This is a genomic window from Rheinheimera sp. NSM, assembly GCF_052380015.1.
Lineage (GTDB): Bacteria > Pseudomonadota > Gammaproteobacteria > Enterobacterales > Alteromonadaceae > Alishewanella.
Map to the genome: position 1 here is coordinate 86,604 of NZ_JBQTCI010000004.1, position 22,432 is coordinate 109,035.

General features: G+C 50.6%; 18 protein-coding genes and 2 tRNA genes. 2 read left to right on the top strand and 18 right to left on the bottom strand.

The genetic code is table 11. The annotated features are described in order from the left end of the window. Positions 1-122: 122 nt before the first annotated feature. The 13 genes from truB to rlmE form a co-directional block, all read right to left on the bottom strand. Complete coding sequence (gene truB, locus ACTZWV_RS12700; protein ID WP_444786899.1) at positions 123-1,049, bottom strand: tRNA pseudouridine(55) synthase TruB; 927 nt, start codon at positions 1,047-1,049, stop codon at positions 123-125. Continuing rightward, the gene (rbfA, locus tag ACTZWV_RS12705; RefSeq protein ID WP_444786900.1) at positions 1,049-1,504 is read right to left on the bottom strand and encodes a 30S ribosome-binding factor RbfA; all 456 of its coding nucleotides are present in this window, start codon (positions 1,502-1,504) and stop codon (positions 1,049-1,051) included. Before rbfA ends, truB begins: the two co-directional genes overlap by 1 nt. A 72-nt stretch (positions 1,505-1,576) precedes the next feature. Beyond that, positions 1,577-4,261 carry a translation initiation factor IF-2 gene (gene infB, locus ACTZWV_RS12710; protein ID WP_444786901.1) on the bottom strand — a complete coding sequence of 895 codons (2,685 nt, stop codon included), beginning with the start codon at positions 4,259-4,261 and terminating at the stop codon, positions 1,577-1,579. Positions 4,262-4,282: 21 nt separating this feature from the next. After that, positions 4,283-5,782 carry a transcription termination factor NusA gene (gene nusA / locus ACTZWV_RS12715; protein ID WP_444786902.1) on the bottom strand — a complete coding sequence of 500 codons (1,500 nt, stop codon included), beginning with the start codon at positions 5,780-5,782 and terminating at the stop codon, positions 4,283-4,285. A gap of 29 nt (positions 5,783-5,811) precedes the next feature. Next, complete coding sequence (gene rimP, locus ACTZWV_RS12720; protein ID WP_444786903.1) at positions 5,812-6,267, bottom strand: ribosome maturation factor RimP; 456 nt, start codon at positions 6,265-6,267, stop codon at positions 5,812-5,814. Between the two features lie 290 nt (positions 6,268-6,557). Continuing rightward, positions 6,558-6,634: transfer RNA gene (locus tag ACTZWV_RS12725), tRNA-Met, on the bottom strand. Positions 6,635-6,708: 74 nt separating this feature from the next. Then, positions 6,709-6,793, bottom strand: a tRNA-Leu gene (locus ACTZWV_RS12730). Positions 6,794-6,806: 13 nt separating this feature from the next. Continuing rightward, positions 6,807-7,136, bottom strand: a complete 330-nt coding sequence (gene secG / locus ACTZWV_RS12735) for a preprotein translocase subunit SecG (RefSeq protein WP_444786904.1) — start codon at positions 7,134-7,136, stop codon at positions 6,807-6,809. A 2-nt stretch (positions 7,137-7,138) separates the two neighbouring features. Continuing rightward, positions 7,139-7,891 (bottom strand): triose-phosphate isomerase, encoded by a 753-nt coding sequence (tpiA, locus tag ACTZWV_RS12740; RefSeq protein WP_444786905.1) that lies wholly within the window; start codon positions 7,889-7,891, stop codon positions 7,139-7,141. Positions 7,892-7,974: 83 nt separating this feature from the next. Next, positions 7,975-9,309 carry a phosphoglucosamine mutase gene (gene glmM / locus ACTZWV_RS12745; RefSeq protein ID WP_444786906.1) on the bottom strand — a complete coding sequence of 445 codons (1,335 nt, stop codon included), beginning with the start codon at positions 9,307-9,309 and terminating at the stop codon, positions 7,975-7,977. Between the two features lie 3 nt (positions 9,310-9,312). After that, on the bottom strand, positions 9,313-10,146 hold the full coding sequence (gene folP / locus ACTZWV_RS12750; protein WP_444786907.1) for a dihydropteroate synthase: 834 nt from the start codon (positions 10,144-10,146) through the stop codon (positions 9,313-9,315). Positions 10,147-10,242: 96 nt separating this feature from the next. After that, positions 10,243-12,165 (bottom strand): ATP-dependent zinc metalloprotease FtsH, encoded by a 1,923-nt coding sequence (ftsH, locus tag ACTZWV_RS12755; RefSeq protein ID WP_444786908.1) that lies wholly within the window; start codon positions 12,163-12,165, stop codon positions 10,243-10,245. A 58-nt stretch (positions 12,166-12,223) separates the two neighbouring features. Further along, positions 12,224-12,853 carry a 23S rRNA (uridine(2552)-2'-O)-methyltransferase RlmE gene (gene rlmE / locus ACTZWV_RS12760; protein ID WP_305555263.1) on the bottom strand — a complete coding sequence of 210 codons (630 nt, stop codon included), beginning with the start codon at positions 12,851-12,853 and terminating at the stop codon, positions 12,224-12,226. 83 nt (positions 12,854-12,936) lie between these two features. On the opposite strand from rlmE, the gene yhbY reads away from it, so the two are divergent. After that, positions 12,937-13,233 carry a ribosome assembly RNA-binding protein YhbY gene (gene yhbY, locus ACTZWV_RS12765; protein WP_444786909.1) on the top strand — a complete coding sequence of 99 codons (297 nt, stop codon included), beginning with the start codon at positions 12,937-12,939 and terminating at the stop codon, positions 13,231-13,233. Positions 13,234-13,298: 65 nt separating this feature from the next. Continuing rightward, positions 13,299-15,041 (top strand): DEAD/DEAH box helicase, encoded by a 1,743-nt coding sequence (locus ACTZWV_RS12770; protein WP_444786910.1) that lies wholly within the window; start codon positions 13,299-13,301, stop codon positions 15,039-15,041. A gap of 79 nt (positions 15,042-15,120) precedes the next feature. On the opposite strand, the gene greA is transcribed toward ACTZWV_RS12770, so the two are convergent. The 5 genes from greA to ACTZWV_RS12795 all read right to left on the bottom strand — a co-directional run bounded on the left by greA (position 15,121) and on the right by ACTZWV_RS12795 (position 22,385). Further along, entirely contained in the window at positions 15,121-15,597 is a 477-nt protein-coding gene (gene greA, locus ACTZWV_RS12775; protein WP_305555275.1) for a transcription elongation factor GreA, read from the bottom strand. Beyond that, positions 15,594-18,815, bottom strand: coding sequence for a carbamoyl-phosphate synthase large subunit (carB, locus tag ACTZWV_RS12780; RefSeq protein WP_444786911.1), 3,222 nt, complete (start codon positions 18,813-18,815; stop codon positions 15,594-15,596). The genes greA and carB overlap by 4 nt, the downstream gene beginning before the upstream one ends. 30 nt (positions 18,816-18,845) lie before the next feature. After that, the gene (carA, locus tag ACTZWV_RS12785) at positions 18,846-19,976 is read right to left on the bottom strand and encodes a glutamine-hydrolyzing carbamoyl-phosphate synthase small subunit (RefSeq protein ID WP_444786912.1); all 1,131 of its coding nucleotides are present in this window, start codon (positions 19,974-19,976) and stop codon (positions 18,846-18,848) included. 196 nt (positions 19,977-20,172) lie between these two features. Continuing rightward, a complete protein-coding gene (dapB, locus tag ACTZWV_RS12790) occupies positions 20,173-20,982 on the bottom strand; it encodes a 4-hydroxy-tetrahydrodipicolinate reductase (protein WP_444786913.1) in 810 nt (269 codons plus the stop codon). Between the two features lie 248 nt (positions 20,983-21,230). Next, a complete protein-coding gene (locus ACTZWV_RS12795) occupies positions 21,231-22,385 on the bottom strand; it encodes an iron-containing alcohol dehydrogenase (protein ID WP_444786914.1) in 1,155 nt (384 codons plus the stop codon). Positions 22,386-22,432 lie beyond the last annotated feature (47 nt).

Here is a 22,432-nt window from a genome sequence, read left to right on the forward strand (position 1 = left end):
AACTCCAAATGTGAGTGAACTAAGTAAGGGAATCGCCGATCACTCATCCAGCAGACCCCAAAAAATCCGCCGTATAATAGCATTTTACTGCTTTTTTACAAGGCGTTTCTGCTACACCGCCCTTAGGCTAAGGCGGCAGTATTTAATAAGCGCCGTGAACTCAACACACCTTGTTCAACCTGGCCAACACCAAAGAAGTTATCGTCCGGACCATGCAGTTTTATTGCGGCAATATCTGCCACCGCCACCTGGCAACTCTGGCCATGTTGCAAGCGGTGTTGCTCTTGCTCTGTCAGGAGCAGTTTAGCCATATTAACAATACCGGCGTCCAGCGGTAACAGCAGAGTATCCATGGCAGAGAAATTTTTGCTTTGATGGCACAGCTCTGCCAAGGCATCGAGTTGAACCGGGGTAATCATCTGCTCCGCATGAAACGGGCCCACTTGGGTGCGGTGCAAGGCACCAACATGAGCGCCGCAACCAAGCGCTTCGCCCAGATCATCAATCAGGGTGCGAATATAGGTACCTTTAGAGCAGTGCACAATAAAATCTGCTGTGCTGCCGCTGAATTTCAACAGCTCAAAGCGAAAAATACTGATCGGTCTGGCTTCACGCGGTACGGTAATACCCTGGCGGGCATAACGATATAACGGCTGACCTTGGTACTTCAGCGCCGAAAACATCGTAGGCACCTGCAAAATATCACCGCGAAACGCCGTTAAAGCCTGTTCCAGATCCGCCTGACTGAATTGCACCGGTTTTTCGCTGATGACTTCGCCTTCAACATCGCTGGTGCTGGTACGAACACCAAAGTTAGCCGTGACCAGATAGGTTTTATCGGTATCAAGCAAAAACTGGCTGAACTTGGTGGCTTCGCCAAAACAGATTGGCAGCAAACCGGATGCCATAGGATCTAAGGCGCCGGTGTGGCCGGCTTTTTGCGCCTGAAACAGCCAGCGCACGCGCTGTAAAATACCGTTGCTGCTCACTTCCAGCGGTTTATCTAATAACAAAATGCCGTTAACGGCACGGGCATTTTTCCGCGCCATTAGTTTGCCGGCTCGTCGCTGTCGTTCGCGTCACTATCCGGCGTATCGTCGGCTGGAACATCATCCAGTGCCTGACCCGACTGCAGCCGGCGACGGTCATCTTCAGCCCGTGCGGTGCTGACTAAAGTAGCCATACGGATCCCTTCGTTTAATGACTCGTCAAAGGCAAAGCGGATATGCGGCACTATACGCGCCTGTATACGCTTGCCAATTAAACTGCGGACAAAGCCGGAAGCATCGTTAAGGATCTTAAGGTTATCTTCAACCTTATCATCGGCCAGGCCTAAAAAGGTGACGAACACCTTGGCGTGCGACAGATCGCGCGATACTTCCACATCCGACACCGTGATCATACTGTGCAGACGCGGATCTTTAATTTCGCGTTGCAGGATCACCGCCATTTCTTTTTTCATTTGCTGCGACAGTCTGTCGACGCGCGAGAATTCTTTACTCATAACCATTCTTTCCATTGTCTGCAGCAGACAAAACAGGGGCCCAAGGCCCCTGTTTTATTGTTGCGTTGCCTGTTACAGGGTGCGTTCAACCTGTATCACTTCGAACACTTCGATCTGATCGCCTTCGCGCACATCGTTGTAGTTCTTCACGCCAATACCACACTCGAAACCGTTACGTACTTCACTGACGTCATCTTTAAAGCGACGCAGCGATTCCAGCTCGCCTTCGAAGATCACCACGTTATCACGCAGTACACGGATAGGGGCATTACGCTTGATCACGCCTTCGGTTACCATACAGCCGGCGACTGCGCCGAACTTAGGTGAACGGAACACGTCACGTACCTGCGCCAGACCGATGATCTGCTGTTTAAACTCAGGCGCTAACATACCGGTCATTGCCGCGCGCACTTCGTCTAACAGCTCATAAATAATGCCGTAGTAACGTAAGTCGAGGCCTTCGTCTTCTACCAGTTTACGCGCCGTGCCATCAGCCCGTACGTTAAAACCGATAACAATTGCCGATGAAGCTGCTGCCAGGGTAACGTCGGTTTCGGTAATACCACCTACGCCGCTGCCAACAATCTTCACTTTTACTTCGTCGGTTGACAGTTTCATCAGTGACTCAGTAATGGCTTCAACCGAACCTTGTACGTCAGCTTTCAGTACGATGTTCAGCTCAGACACATCGCCTTCAGTCATGTTGGCAAACATATTTTCCAACTTAGACTTCTGCTGACGCGCCAGTTTCACATCGCGGAATTTACCCTGACGGTAAAGTGCCACTTCACGTGCTTTACGCTCGTCTTTTACTACGGTTACTTCGTCACCGGCTTGTGGTACACCGGATAAACCTAAGATCTCTACCGGAATAGACGGGCCGGCAGTTTTAATCTCTTTACCGTTCTCATCGCGCATCGCACGAACACGGCCATATTCAAAACCACACAGCACGATTTCACCTTGCTGTAAGGTACCTTCCTGGATCAGGATCGACGCTACCGGACCACGGCCTTTATCCAGCCGTGATTCAATCACCACACCACGGGCTAAACCTTGTTTAACGGCTTTTAATTCCAGCAGTTCAGATTGGTTCAGAATGGCTTCAAGTAAGTCATCAATACCCATGCCTGATTTTGCTGACACCGGTACAAACTGAACATCACCGCCCCATTCTTCTGAGATAACATCGTACTGTGACAGTTCGTTACGTACGCGCTCAGGATCGGCTTCCGGTTTGTCCATCTTGTTCACTGCCACCACGATTGGCACACCGGCCGCTTTCGCGTGCTGGATAGCTTCTTTGGTTTGCGGCATCACGCCATCATCAGCCGCTACCACCAGGATAACGATATCTGTCGCCTTGGCACCGCGGGCACGCATAGAGGTAAAGGCAGCGTGACCTGGTGTATCAAGGAAGGTCACCATACCGCGGTCAGTATCAACGTGGTAGGCACCAATATGCTGGGTTATACCACCGGCTTCACCGGCTGCTACCTTGGCTTTACGGATATAATCCAGTAAAGAGGTTTTACCATGGTCAACGTGGCCCATTACCGTAACAACCGGCGCGCGAGGCTCCAGTTCACCTTCACCCTGACGGTCAGACATTACGGCTTCTTCCAGCTCGTTTTCTTTGGTCAGAGTAAACTTGTGACCCATTTCTTCACAGACAATGGCCGCAGTTTCCTGATCAATCACCTGGTTAATGGTCGCCATAGCGCCCATTTTCATCATGATCTTAATTACTTCGGACGCTTTAACCGCCATCTTGGCGGCTAATTCAGCCACAGTGATGGTTTCGCCGATTTTCACTTCACGTTCAACCGGTTGCGCAGGTTTATTAAAACCGTGCTGCATGCTGGTTGGCGTTTTCTTTTTCTTCACATGACGGTTAGCACGGTTAAAGGCTTCTTTGTCATTGGCATCGTCTTTCTTTTTGCCTTTAACGACAGGGGCTTTTTTACCGGTACCGCGACGGCCGGCGCGCTCTTCTTTAGCGTCCACTTCGTCTTCGGCCTGCTTGGCAAATTCATTGCTGGTCAGGTGGTAATCGTCGGTATCAGCAGGCTTGGCTTTCTCTTCCTGTGCCCAGCGCTCGCCGTTTTCTTCGGCCAGTTTACGCGCCGCTTCTGCCTGTTTGGCCGCTTCTTCTTCCAGCTTACGCAGTGCTTCAGCTTCTTGTTGCTGACGAATACGATCCGCTTCTTTGCGTGCTTCTTCTTTCGCCGCACGACGCGCCGCTTCTTCCGGATCGTCTTTTAACAGCTGAGCTTGCTTAGCTTCTTCACGGCGACGGGCTTCAGCAGCTTTACGTTCGGTTTCTTCCTTCGCTTTAGCCGCAGCAATTTCTTTGGCTTTGCGATCGGCTTCAGCACGGGCATGCTCAGCTTCGGCATTGGCTTTTTCTTCTGCCAACCGGGCTTCTTCCTGCGCCTTCAGTGTTGCTTCGTCCAGCACCGGCTTTTTCACGTACGTTTTTTGTTTACGTACTTCAACCTGAATTTCGCGGTTACGACCTGCACCACCAGCTACGCTGAGGGTGGTTTTTTCTTTGCGTTTTAATGTTAAACGCGCAGGTTCTGCCGACTTACCACCATGCTGAGCACTTAAATGTTCCAGCAGGGATTTTTTCTCATCTTCACTGACCATCTGTCCGGCGACTTTACTGATACCGGCATCAGCGAATTGCTGCACTAACCGCTCAACAGTAGTACCGACATCACTGGCTAGCTTTTCTATAGTGACTTCTGCCATTTGTGTTGTTACCTCCGTTGACTACTTATTTTCTTCGCTAAACCAAACGATGTTACGGGCTGCCATAATCATGTCGGCGGCTTGTTGTTCCGACATAGTGGCTATTTCCAGTAAATCATCGACACCCAGCTCTGCCAGGTCGTCTAACGTTGTTACCCCTTTACTGGCCAGAACATAGGCCGTGTGGGTATCTAATTCTTTCAGCGCTAACAGCGCTTCACTTGGTTGTGCATCTTCCAGTGACTCTTCACTGGCCAACGCACGGGTGGTTAATACTGCTTTGGCACGGCCGCGCAGCTCTTCCACTGTCGCTTCGTCCAGACCATCGATGCTTAACAGCTCGCTGATTGGTACATAAGCAATTTCTTCCAGCGTGGAGAAACCTTCATCTACCAGTACATCGGCAAAGTCTTCGTCAATTTCCAACGCATCAACAAACACCTGACGTACCTTAGCGGTTTCTTCCTGGTGTTTTTGTTTCATCGCAGAAACTGACATTACATTCAGCTCCCAACCGGTAAGCTGACTGGCTAAACGCACGTTTTGACCGTTACGGCCAATCGCCATCGCCAGGTTGGCATCTTCTACCGCGATATCCATTGAGTGGGCGTCTTCATCAACAATGATCGAGGCCACTTCAGCCGGTGCCATAGCGTTGATAACAAACTGCGCGTCGTTATCGTCATACAACACTATATCTACCCGCTCGCCGGCCAATTCGTTCGATACGGCCTGCACACGTGAACCACGCATACCGACGCAAGCGCCTACCGGGTCGATACGACGGTCATTACTTTTAACGGCGATTTTGGCGCGGGCACCAGGGTCACGGGCAGCACCACGCAGTTCGATCATCTCTTCACCGATTTCCGGCACTTCAATGCGGAACAATTCCAGCAGCATTTCCGGCCGTGAACGGCTTAAAAACAGCTGAGCACCGCGCGCTTCCGGCTTTACTTCAAACAGTAAAGCACGCAGGCGATCGCCCGGGCGGTAGGTTTCGCGCGGTAACATTTCATCGCGGCCTAACATGGCTTCAGCATTATTACCCAAATCAATAATGATGCTGTCGCGGTTAACTTTTTTCACCACGCCGGTGACTAACTCACCCACCTGGTCTATATAAGCTTCCACTACCTGTGAACGCTCGGCTTCACGTACCTTTTGTACGATAACCTGCTTCGCCATCTGGGTAGTGATACGGTCGAACTCGATAGAGTCAATTTGCTCTTCGTAGTAGTCGCCAATCTGCACTGACGGGTCGTCATATTGTGCAGCAGACAAGGTCATTTCGCGGTACGGATGCTCTTGCACCTGATCGTCCGGAATAACCTGCCAGCGGCGGAACGTTTCATAAGACCCGGTTTTGCGGTCAATGTTGACACGAACTTCGATATCGCCTTCGTTTTTCTTTTTGGTGGCTGCTGCCAACGCAAATTCCAATGCCTGGAAGATCTTCTCCCGCGGCACAGATTTCTCATTTGAAACTGCATCAACAACCAGTAATATTTCTTTTGCCATTGTGTGTTGCCTCGCTTTGCCCCGATACCTTAGAACACCGGTACCACGTTTGCTTTATCTACGTTATCCATCAGCAAACGATAGGGTTTGCCATCTACTTCCACTATCAACATATCGTCTTCAATAGCTGTTAGTACGCCTTTAAACTTACGCCGGCCATCCTGTGGAATAGCCAGTTTTACTTCAATTTTCTGCCCGACTACGGCAGCAAAATGCTCTGCCGTAAACAGTGGCCGATCCAAGCCCGGTGACGATACCTCTAACAGGTATTCATTGGTGATAGGATCTTCCACATCTAAAATCGCACTGACTTCGCGGCTTACCAGTGCGCAGTTATCCACGTTTACGCCATCAGCGTGATCAATATACAAGCGTAATGTTGAATGACGACCAGCCTGCACCAGCTCTAAGCCTAACAATTCAAAGCCGGCAGCTTCGACAGTAGGCAGCAATAGCTCTGTCAGTTTCTGTTCTTGCTTGTTCAACGCGACCTCCGGAAAAGCTGCTTTCGCCTGTTACCTTAGCGGTAATATTGGCAACAACAGCAAATAAAAAAAGGGCTGCTTAGCCCAATACTGCTTAAAACTGAGTCTGCAGATACGAAAACGCCCCGAACTAGCGGGGCGAATGGGCATCCAATCAACTAACATATCGCCAATGTTAATTGAAATTCTAATCACTTCGTAAGAAGCTGGCTGCGGGAGCCCCAAGATTTAAGAGCTAACCGACAACCTTCAGTACTAAAACATAACTAAACTATTTTGTACTGCAAAGTTGGTTGCGGGAGCCGGATTTGAACCGACGACCTTCGGGTTATGAGCCCGACGAGCTACCAGGCTGCTCCATCCCGCGTCCGTAATTGGCGCTTATTATATAGCGCTGACTGGTTTATCGCAAGCATTGCCTGAGCAAACTATTGATATATTTGGTGCCGAGAGCGGGACTTGAACCCGCACGTCCGAAGACACTACCCCCTCAAGATAGCGTGTCTACCAATTTCACCACCTCGGCTGAATTAAGCGGATCAGTTACCTACAGGGATATCGCTGGCGTCGTCTTTTTTCTGCTCAACCTGTTCAGTAACCGGTACTGACAAGTCCTGCCATTCGTCAACCTGTTTGCTCTGGCCGGCACTGTAATTACCCAGCACTATACTCAGAACAAAAAAGATGGTTGCCAAAATGGTGGTAGTTTTGGTGAGGAAATTACCGGTACCGGACGAACCGAACACCGTAGCAGAAGCGCCTGCACCAAAGGCAGCGCCCATGTCTGCGCCTTTACCGTGCTGAATTAATACCAGACCGATTAAAGCCAGGGCAACTAATAAATAAAACACTATCAAAATTTCGTACATGCTTATTCCTTTGCACCTTTTGTAACTGCAAGGCAAATTTGCGCAAATTCTGCTGGTTTCAGGCTTGCGCCTCCTACCAGAGCACCGTCTATGTCGGCTTGCTGAAATAATGCAGCACAATTGTCTGCATTAACACTGCCGCCATACAATAATTTCACCGTTTCTGCTGCCTGCGCATCGTATTGTGCCAAATGTTGCCTGATAAAAGCATGAGTAGCTTGTGCCTGTTGCGGCGTAGCGGACTCACCTGTACCTATGGCCCAAATTGGCTCGTATGCAATCACTGATTTCAGCAGTAATTCGGGCTGCGAAGCATACACCGCATCAAGTTGCTGCGCAATAACCTGCTGTGTTTTTTCTTGCCGCCGTTGCTGTAATGACTCGCCAACACAAAGAATGGGGGTTAAGCCTGCTGTAACGGCCTGTGCCAGTTTAGCGGCAACCAATTCATCACTTTCAAAATTCAGCGTGCGTCGCTCAGAATGGCCGACAATTACATAGCTGGCGCCGGCTTGCAGCAGCAGCTCTGCGCTGATTTCGCCGGTATAGGCGCCACTGCTTTCATGGCTTAGTGTCTGGCCGCCCAGAGCAAAACCGCTTTGACTGCTAAAACGTGGTAACAGCGTTGCCGGTGGACAAACTACCACCCCGACTTTATCCAGCGGCAATCCGGCCAATGTTGCCGTCATCTGTTCTGCCAGCGCTACTGAACCGTTCATTTTCCAGTTCGCGGCAATCAAGGGTGTGCGTTGCATGATGCTGTATTCCCGTTATTTAACGGGCGCGATGGTAACTAACCGCGCCCGCGTAAACAAGCATTATTGGCGCCTTTGGACAATCAACTGGCGATTTTTACCGCAGCAGCAATCTGTTCAGCAAAATTGCGCACCTGAGCTGCATCCTCACCTTCTACCATCACGCGGATCAACGGCTCAGTGCCGCTTTTACGGATCAATACCCTGCCTGAGGTGTTTAATTTGGCTTCAACATCCGCAATCACTTGTTTCACATGCTGCTTCTCCAGCGGTGCCGTGCCTTTTTCAAATTTCACATTCACCAGCACCTGCGGCAGTTTATGCATACCACGGCTAAACTCCGCCAAGCTCATCTTCGCTTCTATCATTGCATTGAGCACCTGCAACGAGGCAATGATGCCATCACCGGTACAGGTATGGTCTAAATTCAGTACATGACCGGAATTCTCGCCGCCGATGCGCCAGTTCTTCTCACGCAGCAACTCCATTACATAGCGATCGCCCACCGCGCTGCGGGCAAACGGAATATCCAGCTCTTTCAGTGCCAGCTCCAGCCCCAGGTTACTCATCAGGGTGCCGACTACGCCGCCTTGCAACTTATTCTGTTCTTTGGCGGCGCGGGCAATAATATAGACAATTTCATCGCCGTCTATTACACGGCCACTGTGGTCGACCATCATAACGCGGTCACCATCGCCGTCATAAGCAATGCCTAGATCGGCTTTCTTCTCAACCACCGTTTTTTGCAGCAACTCAGTATGAGTAGCGCCGCAGTGGTCGTTAATATTAAAGCCATCAGGGGTAGCGCCGATGACCGTAACCGCAGCGCCTAACTCTTTAAATACCGCCGGTGCAATATGGTAGGTGGCGCCGTGGGCGCAATCTATCACTATATTTAATCCATTGAGCGATAAATGATTGGGCAAATGGCTTTTACAGAATTCGATATAACGGCCGGCGGCATCATCAATGCGGGTGGCTTTGCCCAGCTTTTCAGACGGCTGACATACCATAGGTTGTTCCAACTCGTACTCAATTGCCAGTTCTACTTCATCCGGCAACTTGGTGCCGTCAGCGGAGAAAAACTTAATGCCGTTGTCATAATAAGGGTTGTGCGAAGCGCTAATCACAATACCGGCTTCGGCACGGAAGGTTCGTGTCAGATAGGCTACAGCCGGTGTCGGCATAGGGCCAAGTAAACGCACGTCGATACCGGCGGCAATTAAGCCCGCTTCCAAAGCCGTTTCTAATAAGTAACCGGATATACGCGTATCTTTACCAATTAATACTTTGCGGGTGCCGCGCTGTGACAGCACGCGACCAGCTGCCCAACCTAATTTCATCGCAAATTCAGGCGTGATCGGGAAATCACCTACTTTGCCGCGTATACCATCGGTACCAAAATACTTTCTGCTCATCCTTTATGCTCCATACTGCATTGCGGTCACAACCCTGACCGCCTGCACGGTTTCTTTGACATCGTGCACCCGTATAATGTGTGCACCTTTAATTGCTGCAATAGTAGCGCAGGCCACGCTGGCTGCCAAACGCTCGTTAACCGGAATAGCCAATAACTGACCAAGCATCGATTTACGCGACATACCGGCCAATAGCGGATAACCGCTGTCGGCGAACTGTTGCAGTTGTTGTAGTAATACATAGTTATGCGTCAGGCTTTTACCAAAACCAAAACCCGGGTCCAGAATAAGCTGCTGCTTACTGATGCCGGCCTGCTCACATAGTTGCGCCCGCTCAAGCAGAAATTGCTTAACTTCTGCTACCACATCCTGATATTGCGGCGCCTGCTGCATACTGCGCGGTGCGCCTTGCATATGCATCAAACACACCGGCACCTGCGCTGCAACAGCGGCCTCTAAGGCACCGGGTTCGAGCAATGCGCGCACGTCATTAATAATATCGGCACCGGCCTGAACCGCGGCTGACATCACTACCGCCTTACTGGTATCGATGGAGATGGCGCAATCAAAGCGTTGCCGTATTGCCGCTATTACCGGCACTACCCGCTCCAGCTCGTCCTGCGCAGACACATCTGCTGCGCCAGGCCGCGTTGACTCACCGCCAATATCAAGAATGGCCGCACCGTCAGCCAACATTTGCTCAGCCTGGCGCAACGCTGCATCATAACGGTTATAGCGGCCGCCATCGGAGAACGAGTCCGGCGTCACATTTAAAATACCCATCACCAGCGGACGGCTGAGATCCAAACTGCGCTGACGGGGCAAAGCTAATTGCATATAAACTCCTGAACGGCGGGGCTGCTACTAAAAATAAGCCCCGGTAAAACCGGGGCTTAGATTCACGAACAACTGTTAACTAACAACCAGTTGCGTTTAGTGCAGATTACCTTCTGAAGGCTTGCCATCTGCCACTGCGTCATCTTCTTTGCCGGCTTTGGCATCCGGTTTGTCGTCTGAGCCCGGCTTATCGCGCGGTTCCCAGTTTTCCGGCTGCCGCACTTCACGCCGTGCCATTAAATCATCAATCTGTTTCGCGTCTATGGTTTCATACTTCATTAACGCATCTTTCATGGCATGCAGTATGTCCATGTTCTCTTCAATCAGCTTTTTCGCTCTGTCGTAGTTGCGGTCAATAAACTGGCGAATTTCTGCATCAATGGCTTTCACCGTATCTTCCGACATATGCTTGTTTTTGCTGACAGAACGGCCCAGGAACACTTCACCTTCTTCATCAGCGTACAGCAACGGGCCTAACTTTTCCGAAAAGCCCCACTGCGTGACCATTTTACGCGCCAGGTCTGTAGCCCGTTCAATATCGTTCGACGCACCGGTAGTCACATATTCAAAACCGTAAATCACTTCCTCAGCAATACGGCCACCGAACAACGAACTGATCATGCTCTCTAACAGGCGTTTGCTGTGCGATACACGGTCACGTTCCGGTAAGTACATAGTGACACCCAAAGCACGGCCACGCGGAATAATACTGACTTTATACACCGGGTCATGATCAGGCACCAAGCGGCCAACAATGGCATGGCCGGCTTCGTGGTAGGCTGTCATTTCTTTTTCTTTTTCTGTCATCACCATAGAGCGGCGTTCTGCGCCCATCATGATTTTGTCTTTGGCTTTTTCAAACTCGTCCATCGACACCACGCGGCGATTACCACGCGCAGCAAACAGTGCAGCTTCATTCACCAGGTTGGCTAAGTCAGCACCAGAAAAGCCCGGCGTACCGCGTGCAATAACTGACGGCTCTACACCTTCAGCCAGTGGCACTTTACGCATATGCACTTTTAAGATTTGCTCGCGGCCTTTTACATCCGGCAAGCCAACTACAACCTGACGGTCAAACCGGCCCGGACGCAATAATGCCGGGTCCAGTACGTCAGGACGGTTAGTTGCTGCGATAACAATGATACCCTCGTTACCGTCAAAGCCGTCCATCTCCACCAGCATCTGGTTTAAGGTTTGCTCACGCTCATCATGGCCACCGCCTAAACCGGCACCACGCTGCCGGCCTACTGCATCTATCTCATCGATAAAGATAATACAGGGCGCGGCTTTCTTCGCTTGTTCAAACATGTCGCGCACACGGGACGCACCCACACCAACAAACATTTCGACGAAGTCTGAACCGGAAATAGTAAAGAACGGCACCTTGGCTTCACCGGCAATCGCTTTGGCTAACAGTGTTTTACCGGTGCCTGGCGGGCCAACCATTAAAATACCGGTCGGAATTTTGCCGCCCAATTTTTGGAAGCGTGAAGGGTCGCGCAAATAATCTACCAGCTCTGACACTTCTTCTTTGGCCTCATCACAACCGGCAACATCTGCGAAGGTAGTTTTGATTTGGTCTTCACCCATTAAGCGCGCTTTGCTCTTGCCAAACGACATGGCACCTTTGCCACCGCCGCCCTGCATCTGGCGCATAAAGAAGATCCACACGCCGATTAATAACAGCATCGGGAACCAGGAGATAAAAATCGTCGTCAGCCAGCTGCTTTCCTCAGGCTTGCTGCCCAAAGTTTTAACGTCGTTTTTAATCAGGTCATCCAGCAGCTTTTCATCATAGCCACCCGGCACTACGGTTTCAAACCGTTCACCGCTGCGCTTGACGCCGGTAATAACCCCGGTACGTTCCACTTTAACTTCGCGGATCTGGCCCTGATTTACCTCTTTGATAAACTGAGTGTAGCTGGTTAGCTGGTCCGCTGTGTTACCCGGGCCAAAGCTATTGAACACCGACATTAATACGACGGCGATCACTAACCAGACAATCAAATTCTTTGCCATGTCACTCAAGGTTATAACCTCTTCTTACCGATAAATAGATAATTACCCAGCTACTTTACTAGACTTTGAAGCCGGTAGCCACGATATATGTCTCCCGTGAACGCGCACGGGATGAATCAGGCTTGCGAATTTTCACTGTGGTAAAGGCTGCACGCACATCTTTTAAAAACTGTTCGAAGCCATCACCCTGAAATACTTTGACCACAAAACTACCATTTTGCTTCAACACTTTGCCACACATATCCAACGCCAGCTCAACCAAATACACTGAACGTGCCTGGTCGGTAGTATCATTGCCGCTCATATTAGGCGCCATATCTGACAACACTACATCTACGTTCTTACCATTAATCCGGCTCAGTAAAGCGTCTAACACTGCTTCTTCACGAAAGTCACCCTGCAAAAAGCTGACACCGTTTATCGGGTCCATAGGCAGAATATCACAGGCGATTACCGTACCTTTATCGCCTACCAGACCAACAGAAAATTGCGACCAACTGCCGGGTGCTGAACCTAAGTCCACCACTGTCATACCCGGCTTAATCAGTTTGTCCTGCTGGTTTATCTCTTCCAGTTTAAACGCTGCACGTGAACGCAGGCCTAATTTTTGTGCCTTTTGCACAAATTGATCATCGAAATGCTCTTTCAACCAGCGGGTTGAACTGGCAGAGCGCTTTTTCTTGGTCATGCTTTCACTCTTGATTAGTGTTATGCGTTAGATGGCGCTACAATAACGCAAATTCAAGCGTTACCTGCGGAAATAGTCATTTTATGAGTTTAACCAACAAACAGAAACAATTTTTAAAGGCCAAAGCCCACGAGCTTAAGCCGGTGATCCTGCTCGGCGGCAACGGCCTGACCGAAGGTGTCGTAGCCGAAATCGAAGTGGCACTGAACTTTCACGAGTTGATTAAAGTAAAAGTACCCACTGAAGATCGCGAACAAAAAGTATTGATCATGGATGCCATTATCCGTGAAACCAAAGCCGAAAAAGTCCAGGTAATTGGTAAAACCCTGGTGTTATTCCGCCAAAGCGAAGCGAAAAAGATTATTTTACCGCGCGGTTGATACCCTTCCCGAAAAACCGGCTGCCAGCATAAGCTGCAAGGCAGCCACTACCATGCAAAACTGCCGTGCAATTAAGAGATTATCAACAGCAAGCCGTTGACGCTGCCATTGCGCATTTTAAACAAAGCAGCCAATCGGCGGTGATAGTACTGCCTACCGGCGCGGGTAAAAGCCTGGTATTAGCTGAGCTGGCGCGGCTTGCCAAAGGCCGGGTACTGATTCTGACTCATGTTAAAGAGTTGGTCGCACAAAATGCTGAAAAGGTCAGTTTATTAGATCAGCCCGGCAGCATTTTTGCCGCCGGTCTTAAGCAAAAAGACAGTTCCGCTAAAACGGTTATCGCCAGTGTGCAGTCTGCTGCACGTAACCTGCAGCAATTTGACCAGCCTTTTTCATTAGTAATTATCGATGAATGCCACCGGGTTAGCCTAAGCCCCGGCAGCCAGTATCAGTTATTATTCGACCAGCTGCGCCGGCACAACCCGGCAGTTAAAATCCTTGGCCTGACTGCGACTCCCTATAGACTAGGTACCGGCTGGATTTACCAAAGCCATTATCATGGCCGGGTAGGTTCTGTTGAGCATGCCAGCTTTGCGCGTTGTATCTTCGAGCTGCCATTGCGGCCCCTTGTTAATAAAGGTTACTTAGCCAAGCCGCTCTTGCTGGATGGCTTGGCGGCCCAGTATGACTTTAGCACGCTGCAACCGGCCAACGGCCTTGACTACAACGAGCAACAGGTAGATTCCATTCTTAACAAAATGGGCCGTGCCACCAAACTGATTGTCGGCCAGCTGTGTCAGTTAGTGGTCAATAAACAAGGTGTGCTTATTTTTGCCGCAACGGTACGCCATGCCAAAGAGGTACTTAGCTTGCTTGAGGCGCACGGCCAATCCGCCGCGCTCCTCACCGCCACGACCAGCAATACCGCGCGCGACCAACTGATTACTGCATTTAAAGCACGGCAGCTGAAGTTTTTGGTGAATGTTTCGGTACTGACTACCGGCTTCGATGCGCCGCATGTCGACTTGATCGCTATCTTGCGACCCACTGCCTCGGTAAGTTTATTTCAGCAAATGGTTGGCCGCGGCCTGCGTAGTAGCCCGGGTAAAAGCCACTGCCTGATCATTGACTACGCCGCCAACGGTTACGATTTGTTCTATCCGGAAGTAGGCAGCCCGCGCCCCGCCAGCAAAGCGGTACCGGTGCAGGTTCCTTGCCCACAGTGTCAGTTTGCCAATATATTCTGGGGGTTAGTCGATAATGACGGGGATATTATTGAACACTATGGCCGGCGCTGTCAGGGCGTAGCAGCACACCACGCTGCTGCAGCGCCCACACAATGCAGTTACCGGTTCAGAGCCAGAATTTGCCCTGACTGTGGCGGTGAAAATGACATTGCTGCCAGAGCATGCCAGCAATGCCAGTCGCCGTTAGTCGACCCGGATAAACGTTTAAAAGCAGTACTAAGCCAGAAACATCACCATTTATTCCGCTGCCAGCAGATGATACTCAGTGAGCTGCAAGGTAACTTGCAGGTTCAGTATCTGGATATAGACGGCAACCCGTTTTACCGTCATTTTAAACTGGACACAGCAGCACAGCGCCGCGCGCTGTACGCACTGTTTATTTTACCGCACAGCCGCACCCCCGGATGCAAACCGAAAAACTACCACAGCGCCGGCGAACTGGTAGCCGATCAGAATAAATTCCGCATGCCGCAGCTACTGCTGCTGAAAAAAACCAGCAAAGGCTGGCAACTGCTGGATAGCATTTTTGACTATAGCGGCCGCTACGCTTCCACTTATTGAGTAAACCCGGCATACAAGCCACAAATAAAAAACGCCGGGCTTTGTCCCGGCGTTTTTAGTTTAGTTTGCACAAGCGTTGTCAGATGTATTTGACGTCGGTAATTTCAAACTCAACCACCCCTTTGGGAGTAGTTATATTAGCCACATCATCTGCCACTTTACCGATTAAACCGCGCGCTATCGGCGAATTTACCGAGATCAGGTTGTTCTTAATATCGGCTTCATCGTCACCAACAATGCGATACGTCACTTCTTCTTCTGTATCCAGGTTCAGAATAGTCACAGTACTACCAAAAATAACCTTGCCGGTATTGGGTAGCTTGCTGATATCAATGATCTGCGCATTAGACAGCTTGGCTTCAATATCCTGAATGCGGCCTTCACAAAAGCCCTGTTGCTCACGGGCTGCGTGGTACTCGGCGTTTTCTTTTAAATCGCCGTGCTCACGCGCGGTAGCAATAGCCTGAATAATTGCCGGCCGTTTCACTGATTTCAGTTCATGCAGTTCAGTGCGCAAACGTTCTGCGCCCTGTACTGTCATCGGGATTGCACTCATCCGTTTACTCTCTTATGTAGTTCCTGCACCGATGCTACGCTGTCAAAGGCACTGGCGGCATTTGATTTAACGGTAGCAAAGGCAGCATTTAACGTCGTAGTGTAGTTGGCTTTGTACTGCAAAGCACCACGGCGTATTACTTTAGAATCTTCAATTGCCTGACGGCCGTCGGTGGTATTAACAATGTAACTGTATTCACCGTTCTTAATGCGGTCCAGAATATGCGGCCGACCTTCAGACACCTTATTTACGGTACGGCAAACCACACCGGCAGCTTCTAATGCCTTAGCGGTACCGCCGGTAGCGTCCAACTCAAAGCCTTTGACTACCATTAGTTTTGCCAGTTCAACTACGCGCACTTTATCGCTGTCACGCACGGAAAGCAAGGCACGGCCGCCGGTTGGAATTAAGGTACTGGCGCCAAGCTGGCCTTTAGCAAAGGCTTGCTCGAAGGTATCACCCACGCCCATGACTTCACCGGTAGAACGCATCTCAGGGCCTAAAATAGGATCTACACCCGGGAATTTGTTAAACGGGATAACCACTTCTTTTACCGAAAAAAACGGCGGAATAATTTCTTTGGTTACGCCCTGCTCAGCCAGTGATTTACCGGCCATACAGCGGGCTCCCACTTTGGCAACCGCCACACCGGTGGCCTTGGAGACAAAGGGCACGGTACGGGCGGCACGCGGGTTAACTTCAATTAAGTAGACTTCGTTATCTTTTACCGCAAACTGGGTGTTCATCAGACCGATCACGCCCAGTTCCATCGCCAGCTTACGCACCTGCTCACGCATTACGTCCTGGATTTCTTTGCTCAGGCTGTGCGGTGGCAGTGAACAGGCCGAGTCACCGGAGTGCACACCGGCTTGTTCGATGTGTTCCATGATGCCGCCAATCACCACCTCTTTGCCATCACAGATGGCATCGATGTCTACTTCAATCGCATCATCAAGGAAGTTATCCAGCAGTACCGGTGAGTCATTCGATACGCTAACGGCATCGGTCATATAACGACGCAGGTCCTGCTCGTCATAGACGATTTCCATCGCGCGGCCACCCAATACATAAGATGGGCGTACTACCATCGGGAAACCAATTTCCGGCGCCTTGGCTATCGCTTCTTCCATGCTGGTGACGGTGGCGTTTTTCGGCTGCTTTAAGCCTAAACGCTCTACCGCTTGCTGGAAGCGCTCACGGTCTTCAGCGCGGTCAATGGCGTCCGGCGAGGTACCAATAATTGGCACGCCGTTGGCTTCCAGTGCACGGGCTAATTTCAGTGGCGTCTGACCACCGTACTGCACGATCACGCCTTTAGGCTGCTCTTTACGCACAATTTCCAGTACGTCTTCCAGCGTGATGGGTTCGAAGTATAACCGGTCTGACGTGTCGTAATCGGTAGACACGGTTTCCGGGTTACAGTTAACCATGATGGTTTCAAAGCCGTCTTCGCGCAGCGCCAGTGACGCATGCACACAGCAATAGTCAAATTCGATACCCTGACCGATACGGTTCGGCCCGCCGCCGATAATCATAATTTTATCGCGGTTGGTCGGCGCCGCTTCACACTCTTCATCGTAAGTGCTGTACATGTAAGCGGTGTTGGAGGCAAATTCTGCCGCACAGGTATCTACCCGCTTATACACCGGGTGCAACTTGTAACCGTAACGCTTTTTGCGAACTTCGTTTTCGCTGACCCCTAACACATCGGCAATACGCTTATCGGCAAAGCCTTTGCGTTTTAAACGTTTTAACCGCGCTTCGTCCAGCGCGGCAAAGCCGTCTTTGCTCAGCAGCTGTTCTTCTTTTACCAAATCTTCAATTTGCACCAGGAACCAGCTGTCGATATTGGTTAGCGTGAAAATCTCATCCATGCTCATGCCAAAGCGGAACGCATCAGCGATATACCAAATGCGGTGTGAGCCCGGCTCTTTTAATTCACGGATAATTTTATCTTTGGCTTCCGGCAAGGTGATATCGATAATAGGATCTAAACCGCAAACACCAATTTCAAGGCTGCGCAGTGCTTTTTGCAGCGACTCCTGCTGGTTGCGGCCGATTGACATCACCTCACCAACTGACTTCATCTGAGTGGTTAAACGATCGTTGGCGCCGGCAAATTTTTCAAAGTTAAAACGCGGCACCTTAGTAACCACGTAGTCGATGCTCGGCTCAAACGAGGCCGGGGTTTTACCACCGGTAATGTCGTTGGCCAGCTCGTCCAGCGTATAACCAATGGCCAGCTTGGCGGCCACTTTGGCAATCGGGAAGCCGGTTGCTTTTGAGGCCAGCGCAGATGAGCGCGACACGCGCGGGTTCATCTCAATGATCACCATGCGGCCATCAACCGGGTTAATACCAAACTGTACGTTTGAACCACCGGTTTCAACACCGATTTCACGCAGTACCGCCAACGAGGCATTACGCATGATCTGGTATTCTTTGTCGGTCAGCGTTTGCGCCGGAGCTACAGTGATAGAGTCACCGGTGTGTACGCCCATAGGGTCGAAGTTTTCAATGGCACAAACGATAATGCAGTTATCGTTTTTATCGCGCACCACTTCCATTTCGTACTCTTTCCAGCCGATTAACGACTCGTCAATCAACAGCTCTTTGGTAGGCGATAAATCCAGGCCGCGGGTACATATTTCTTCAAACTCTTCCCGGTTATAAGCAATACCACCACCGGAGCCACCCATAGTGAACGACGGCCGGATAATGCACGGGAAACCAATGTCTTCCAGTACCTGGTAAGCTTCATCCATAGAGTGGGCTAAGCCGGCACGTGGGCAGGCCAAGCCGATAGAGCGCATGGCTTTATCAAAGCGGCTTCTGTCTTCGGCTTTGTCGATAGCATCGGCAGTAGCGCCAATCATCTCGACATTGTATTTTGCCAGTACGCCATGGCGTTCTAAGTCCAGCGCACAGTTCAGTGCAGTCTGGCCGCCCATAGTAGGCAACACGGCACAGGGCCGCTCTTTTTCAATAATTTTTTCCACTACCTGCCAGTGAATCGGCTCAATGTAGGTGGCATCGGCCATTTCCGGGTCGGTCATAATGGTGGCCGGGTTCGAGTTCACCAGAATAACGCGGTAGCCTTCTTCTTTTAAAGCTTTACAGGCCTGAGCGCCTGAATAGTCAAATTCACAGGCCTGGCCAATCACGATCGGGCCGGCGCCTAAAATCAGAATGCTGTTTAAATCTGTACGTTTTGGCATTGCTGCTATATCTCCGTAATTCGTGTCTGCCTAGGCGTTATGCTGTTGCATCAGCGCAATAAAATGGTCGAACAGCTCAGAGGCTTCGTGCGGACCCGGGCTGGCTTCCGGGTGGCCCTGGAAGCTGAACGCCGGTTTGTCGGTACGGTGAATACCCTGTAAGGTGCCGTCAAACAACGATTTATGGGTGGCGCGTAAATTAGCCGGTAAACTGGCTTCATCGACAGCAAAACCATGGTTTTGCGCCGTAATCAGCACCCGTTTGGTATCCAGATTTTGCACCGGATGGTTACCACCATGGTGGCCAACCGTCATTTTCACCGTTTGCGCGCCACTGGCCAGTGCCAGCAACTGATGGCCTAAGCAGATACCAAACACCGGAATGTCGGTCTCAAGGAAGGTTTTAATCGCCTCGATGGCATAGGTACAAGGTGCCGGGTCGCCCGGGCCGTTGGATAAAAAGATGCCGTCCGGCTGCATAGCCAGCACTTCACTGGCCGGCGTTTGTGCCGGTACTACCGTCAGCTTACAGCCTCGGTCTGCCAGCATGCGCAGAATATTGCGCTTTACGCCAAAGTCATAGGCTACCACATGAAACTGTTTTGGCGCGGCTGCACGATGGCCTTCGCCTAACTGCCAACTGCCTTCAGTCCACTGATAGGCTTTTTTTACCGTCACTTCTTTAGCTAAATCCATGCCCGATAAACCCGGGAAACCTTTTGCCAGCGCCAACGCTTGAGCTTCATCCGGGTTATCACCGGCGATCAGGCAGCCATTTTGCGCGCCTTTCTCGCGTAAAATACGGGTTAACTTGCGGGTATCAATATCGGCAATGCCGAGAATATTGTGTTGTGTTAAATACTGACTAAGAGAGAGTTGGTTACGGAAATTACTGGCAAGAAGCGGAAGGTCACGGATTATCAGGCCTCTGGCCCAAATTTGTCCGGATTCTTCATCCTCAAGGTTAGTACCGGTATTGCCAATGTGTGGATAAGTGAGAGTAACGATTTGTTCTGCGTATGAGGGATCAGTTAATATTTCCTGATACCCGGTCATGGAAGTGTTAAACACCACTTCACCTACAGAAACTCCTTCAGCGCCAATGGCTGTACCGCGAAATACGGTGCCGTCTTCCAGTACGAGCAGGGCGGACTTAGTCAAGATAACCTCCAAACAGCAAAAAACGGGTGAAAACTGACACTGTTTTACAACCCGTTTTGACCCAAAATGTGATACCCGATTTGCCTTAGGCAAACCTGACTATTTTAGGCGATCAGCGCTGGATAAGCTATGCTTTTTTTGATTTTTATTACAAATGACAACTTTAGCCGGTTTTCAAGCTTAATAGCGCAAAAAGCTAGCTTAAATCAGCTAAACCTAACACTTGTTGCATAGAATAAAGTCCGCTCTGTTTATTTTGCAACCACAGAGCAGCGCGCAGTGCGCCTTGGGCAAAGGTGTTACGGCTGGAAGCTTTGTGGCTGATTTCCAGCCTTTCGCCTAAATCAGCAAATAAGGCGGTATGGTCGCCAATAATGTCTCCACCACGCACGGTAGCAAAGCCGATAGTTTGCTGCTCGCGCTCACCGGTGATACCTTCGCGGCCATACACCGCAACCTTAGCTAAATCGCGGTCCAGCGCTTTGGCGATGCTGGCACCGATAGCCATAGCCGTGCCGGACGGCGCATCTTTTTTAAAGCGGTGATGCGCTTCAATAATTTCAATATCCGCCGTTTGTCCCATCACTTTGGCGGCGGTTTGCACCAGATGCAGCAACAGGTTTACGCCTACGCTCATATTTGGTGCCCAAACAATTGGAATCTGCTGACTGGCTTGCTGCACCTGCTGGTATTGCGCATCGGTTAAACCGGTAACACCTATTACCATGGCTTTTTTGGCCGCTACCGCCAGTTGCAGATGCGCCAGCATGGCCTCGGGCATGGTAAAGTCGACCCAGATATCAGCGTTATTGATACTGCCGGTGCCGGTTGCACTAAGGGGTAAACCCAGCTTACCCACACCGGCTAACTCGCCGGCATCGACGCCGATAAGATCTGAGCCGGCACGCACTGTGGCGGCTGTCAGGTGTAGTTGTTGCTCTTTAGCAACAGTAATTAACGCCCGGCCCATACGGCCGTTAGCACCAAAGATCCCGATCGCAGACATAATCTGACTCTGTATAAAAGTAATAATGCCGGCTATTAGAGCAAAAGCCGCCTGCAGGGGGAAGTAAAACAGCCATCTTTATAGCTAAAATTCAGGTTTTCTTATCATCATTGCAACAGTCCGGGTTGTAACGCCTGCCGGGCTCGCCACAGCAACTCATCTTTACTGCGTAAAGACTCAGACACTCTGTGTCGCCCCATCAGGGATACAACCCTCCCTAAGTAAAGCAAAAGCAGCACAGCAAAAGCTTACACAGCGCGCTGCAAAATCTGCCGTGAAACCTCAGGTGTAATATCACCGTGCTCACCTAACTTCAGCATACCGTTAGCTTGCAGCGCAGCTACCAGTTTATCGACTGCATCGGCTTTAATGCCGTAATCGGCTAACCGGGTGGGCACGCCCATTTGCTCGAAAAAGGCACGGGTGTGATTAATTGCATCATCAATTAAGCGCTCTTCATCCTGATGCTGTAATTGCCAGACCCGGCGGCCATATTGCAGTAGCTTGTCGCGCTTTTGTGCGCGTTGTTGCTGCAACAGTGACGGCAACACTATCGCTAATGTCTGGGCGTGATCGAGGCCATACAGCGCGGTGATCTCGTGGCCAATCATATGGGTGGCCCAGTCCTGCGGTACGCCCTGGCCAATCAGGCCGTTTAGTGCCATGGTTGCCGCCCACATTACGTTGGCGCGCACGTCGTAGTTATCCGGCTGGCTCAGCGCTTTGGGGCCTTCTTCTATCAGGGTTTGCAGTAAGCCTTCAGCAAAACGGTCCTGTACCGGCGCATTGACCGGGTAAGTCATATACTGTTCCATCACATGCACGAAGGCATCCACCACGCCATTGGCGATTTGTTTTGGCGGCAGGCTAAAGGTGACGGTAGGGTCTAAAATGGCAAACTGTGGGTACACCAAGCCGCTGGAGAACGACAGTTTCTGCCGGGTTTCATAACGGGTGACAACTGAGTTGCCATTACTTTCAGTGCCGGTAGCCGGTAAGGTAAGCACGCAGCCCAGTGGTATAGCAGCGGTTACTTTGGCGCCTTTAGCCAGAATATCCCAGGCATCACCATCAAATACTGCTGCAGCGGCAATAAACTTGGTACCGTCAATAACACTGCCACCACCAACCGGCAACAGAAAATCAATTTTCTCACGACGCACCAAATCTGCAGCCCGCATTAAAGTCTCAAAGCCGGGGTTTGGCTCTATGCCACTGAATTCCTGCCAGTCAAAACCGTCTAATGCCTTCACTACCTGGTCATAAACACCGTTGCGCTTAATAGAACCACCGCCATAGGTCAGCAGTACTTTGCTGCCCGAAGGAATAAGTTTGGCTAACTGCGCTAATTGACCGTTACCAAATACGATACGGGTAGGGTTTTGAAATGAGAAATTGAACATCTTGCCTCCGAAACTGTGGCCTGAGCCAACATTAGACAAGTGTTATG

Excerpts from the sequence above, each read along its gene's own strand:
- truB (WP_444786899.1), bottom strand. The coding sequence starts at position 1,049 with ATGGCGCGGAAAAATGCCCGTGCCGTTAACGGCATTTTGTTATTAGAT.
- rbfA (WP_444786900.1), bottom strand. The coding sequence starts at position 1,504 with ATGAGTAAAGAATTCTCGCGCGTCGACAGACTGTCGCAGCAAATGAAA.
- infB (WP_444786901.1), bottom strand. The coding sequence starts at position 4,261 with ATGGCAGAAGTCACTATAGAAAAGCTAGCCAGTGATGTCGGTACTACT.
- nusA (WP_444786902.1), bottom strand. The coding sequence starts at position 5,782 with ATGGCAAAAGAAATATTACTGGTTGTTGATGCAGTTTCAAATGAGAAA.
- secG (WP_444786904.1), bottom strand. The coding sequence starts at position 7,136 with ATGTACGAAATTTTGATAGTGTTTTATTTATTAGTTGCCCTGGCTTTA.
- tpiA (WP_444786905.1), bottom strand. The coding sequence starts at position 7,891 with ATGCAACGCACACCCTTGATTGCCGCGAACTGGAAAATGAACGGTTCA.
- glmM (WP_444786906.1), bottom strand. The coding sequence starts at position 9,309 with ATGAGCAGAAAGTATTTTGGTACCGATGGTATACGCGGCAAAGTAGGT.
- folP (WP_444786907.1), bottom strand. The coding sequence starts at position 10,146 with ATGCAATTAGCTTTGCCCCGTCAGCGCAGTTTGGATCTCAGCCGTCCG.
- ftsH (WP_444786908.1), bottom strand. The coding sequence starts at position 12,165 with ATGGCAAAGAATTTGATTGTCTGGTTAGTGATCGCCGTCGTATTAATG.
- rlmE (WP_305555263.1), bottom strand. The coding sequence starts at position 12,853 with ATGACCAAGAAAAAGCGCTCTGCCAGTTCAACCCGCTGGTTGAAAGAG.
- yhbY (WP_444786909.1), top strand. The coding sequence starts at position 12,937 with ATGAGTTTAACCAACAAACAGAAACAATTTTTAAAGGCCAAAGCCCAC.
- greA (WP_305555275.1), bottom strand. The coding sequence starts at position 15,597 with ATGAGTGCAATCCCGATGACAGTACAGGGCGCAGAACGTTTGCGCACT.
- carB (WP_444786911.1), bottom strand. The coding sequence starts at position 18,815 with ATGCCAAAACGTACAGATTTAAACAGCATTCTGATTTTAGGCGCCGGC.
- dapB (WP_444786913.1), bottom strand. The coding sequence starts at position 20,982 with ATGTCTGCGATCGGGATCTTTGGTGCTAACGGCCGTATGGGCCGGGCG.
- ACTZWV_RS12795 (WP_444786914.1), bottom strand. The coding sequence starts at position 22,385 with ATGTTCAATTTCTCATTTCAAAACCCTACCCGTATCGTATTTGGTAAC.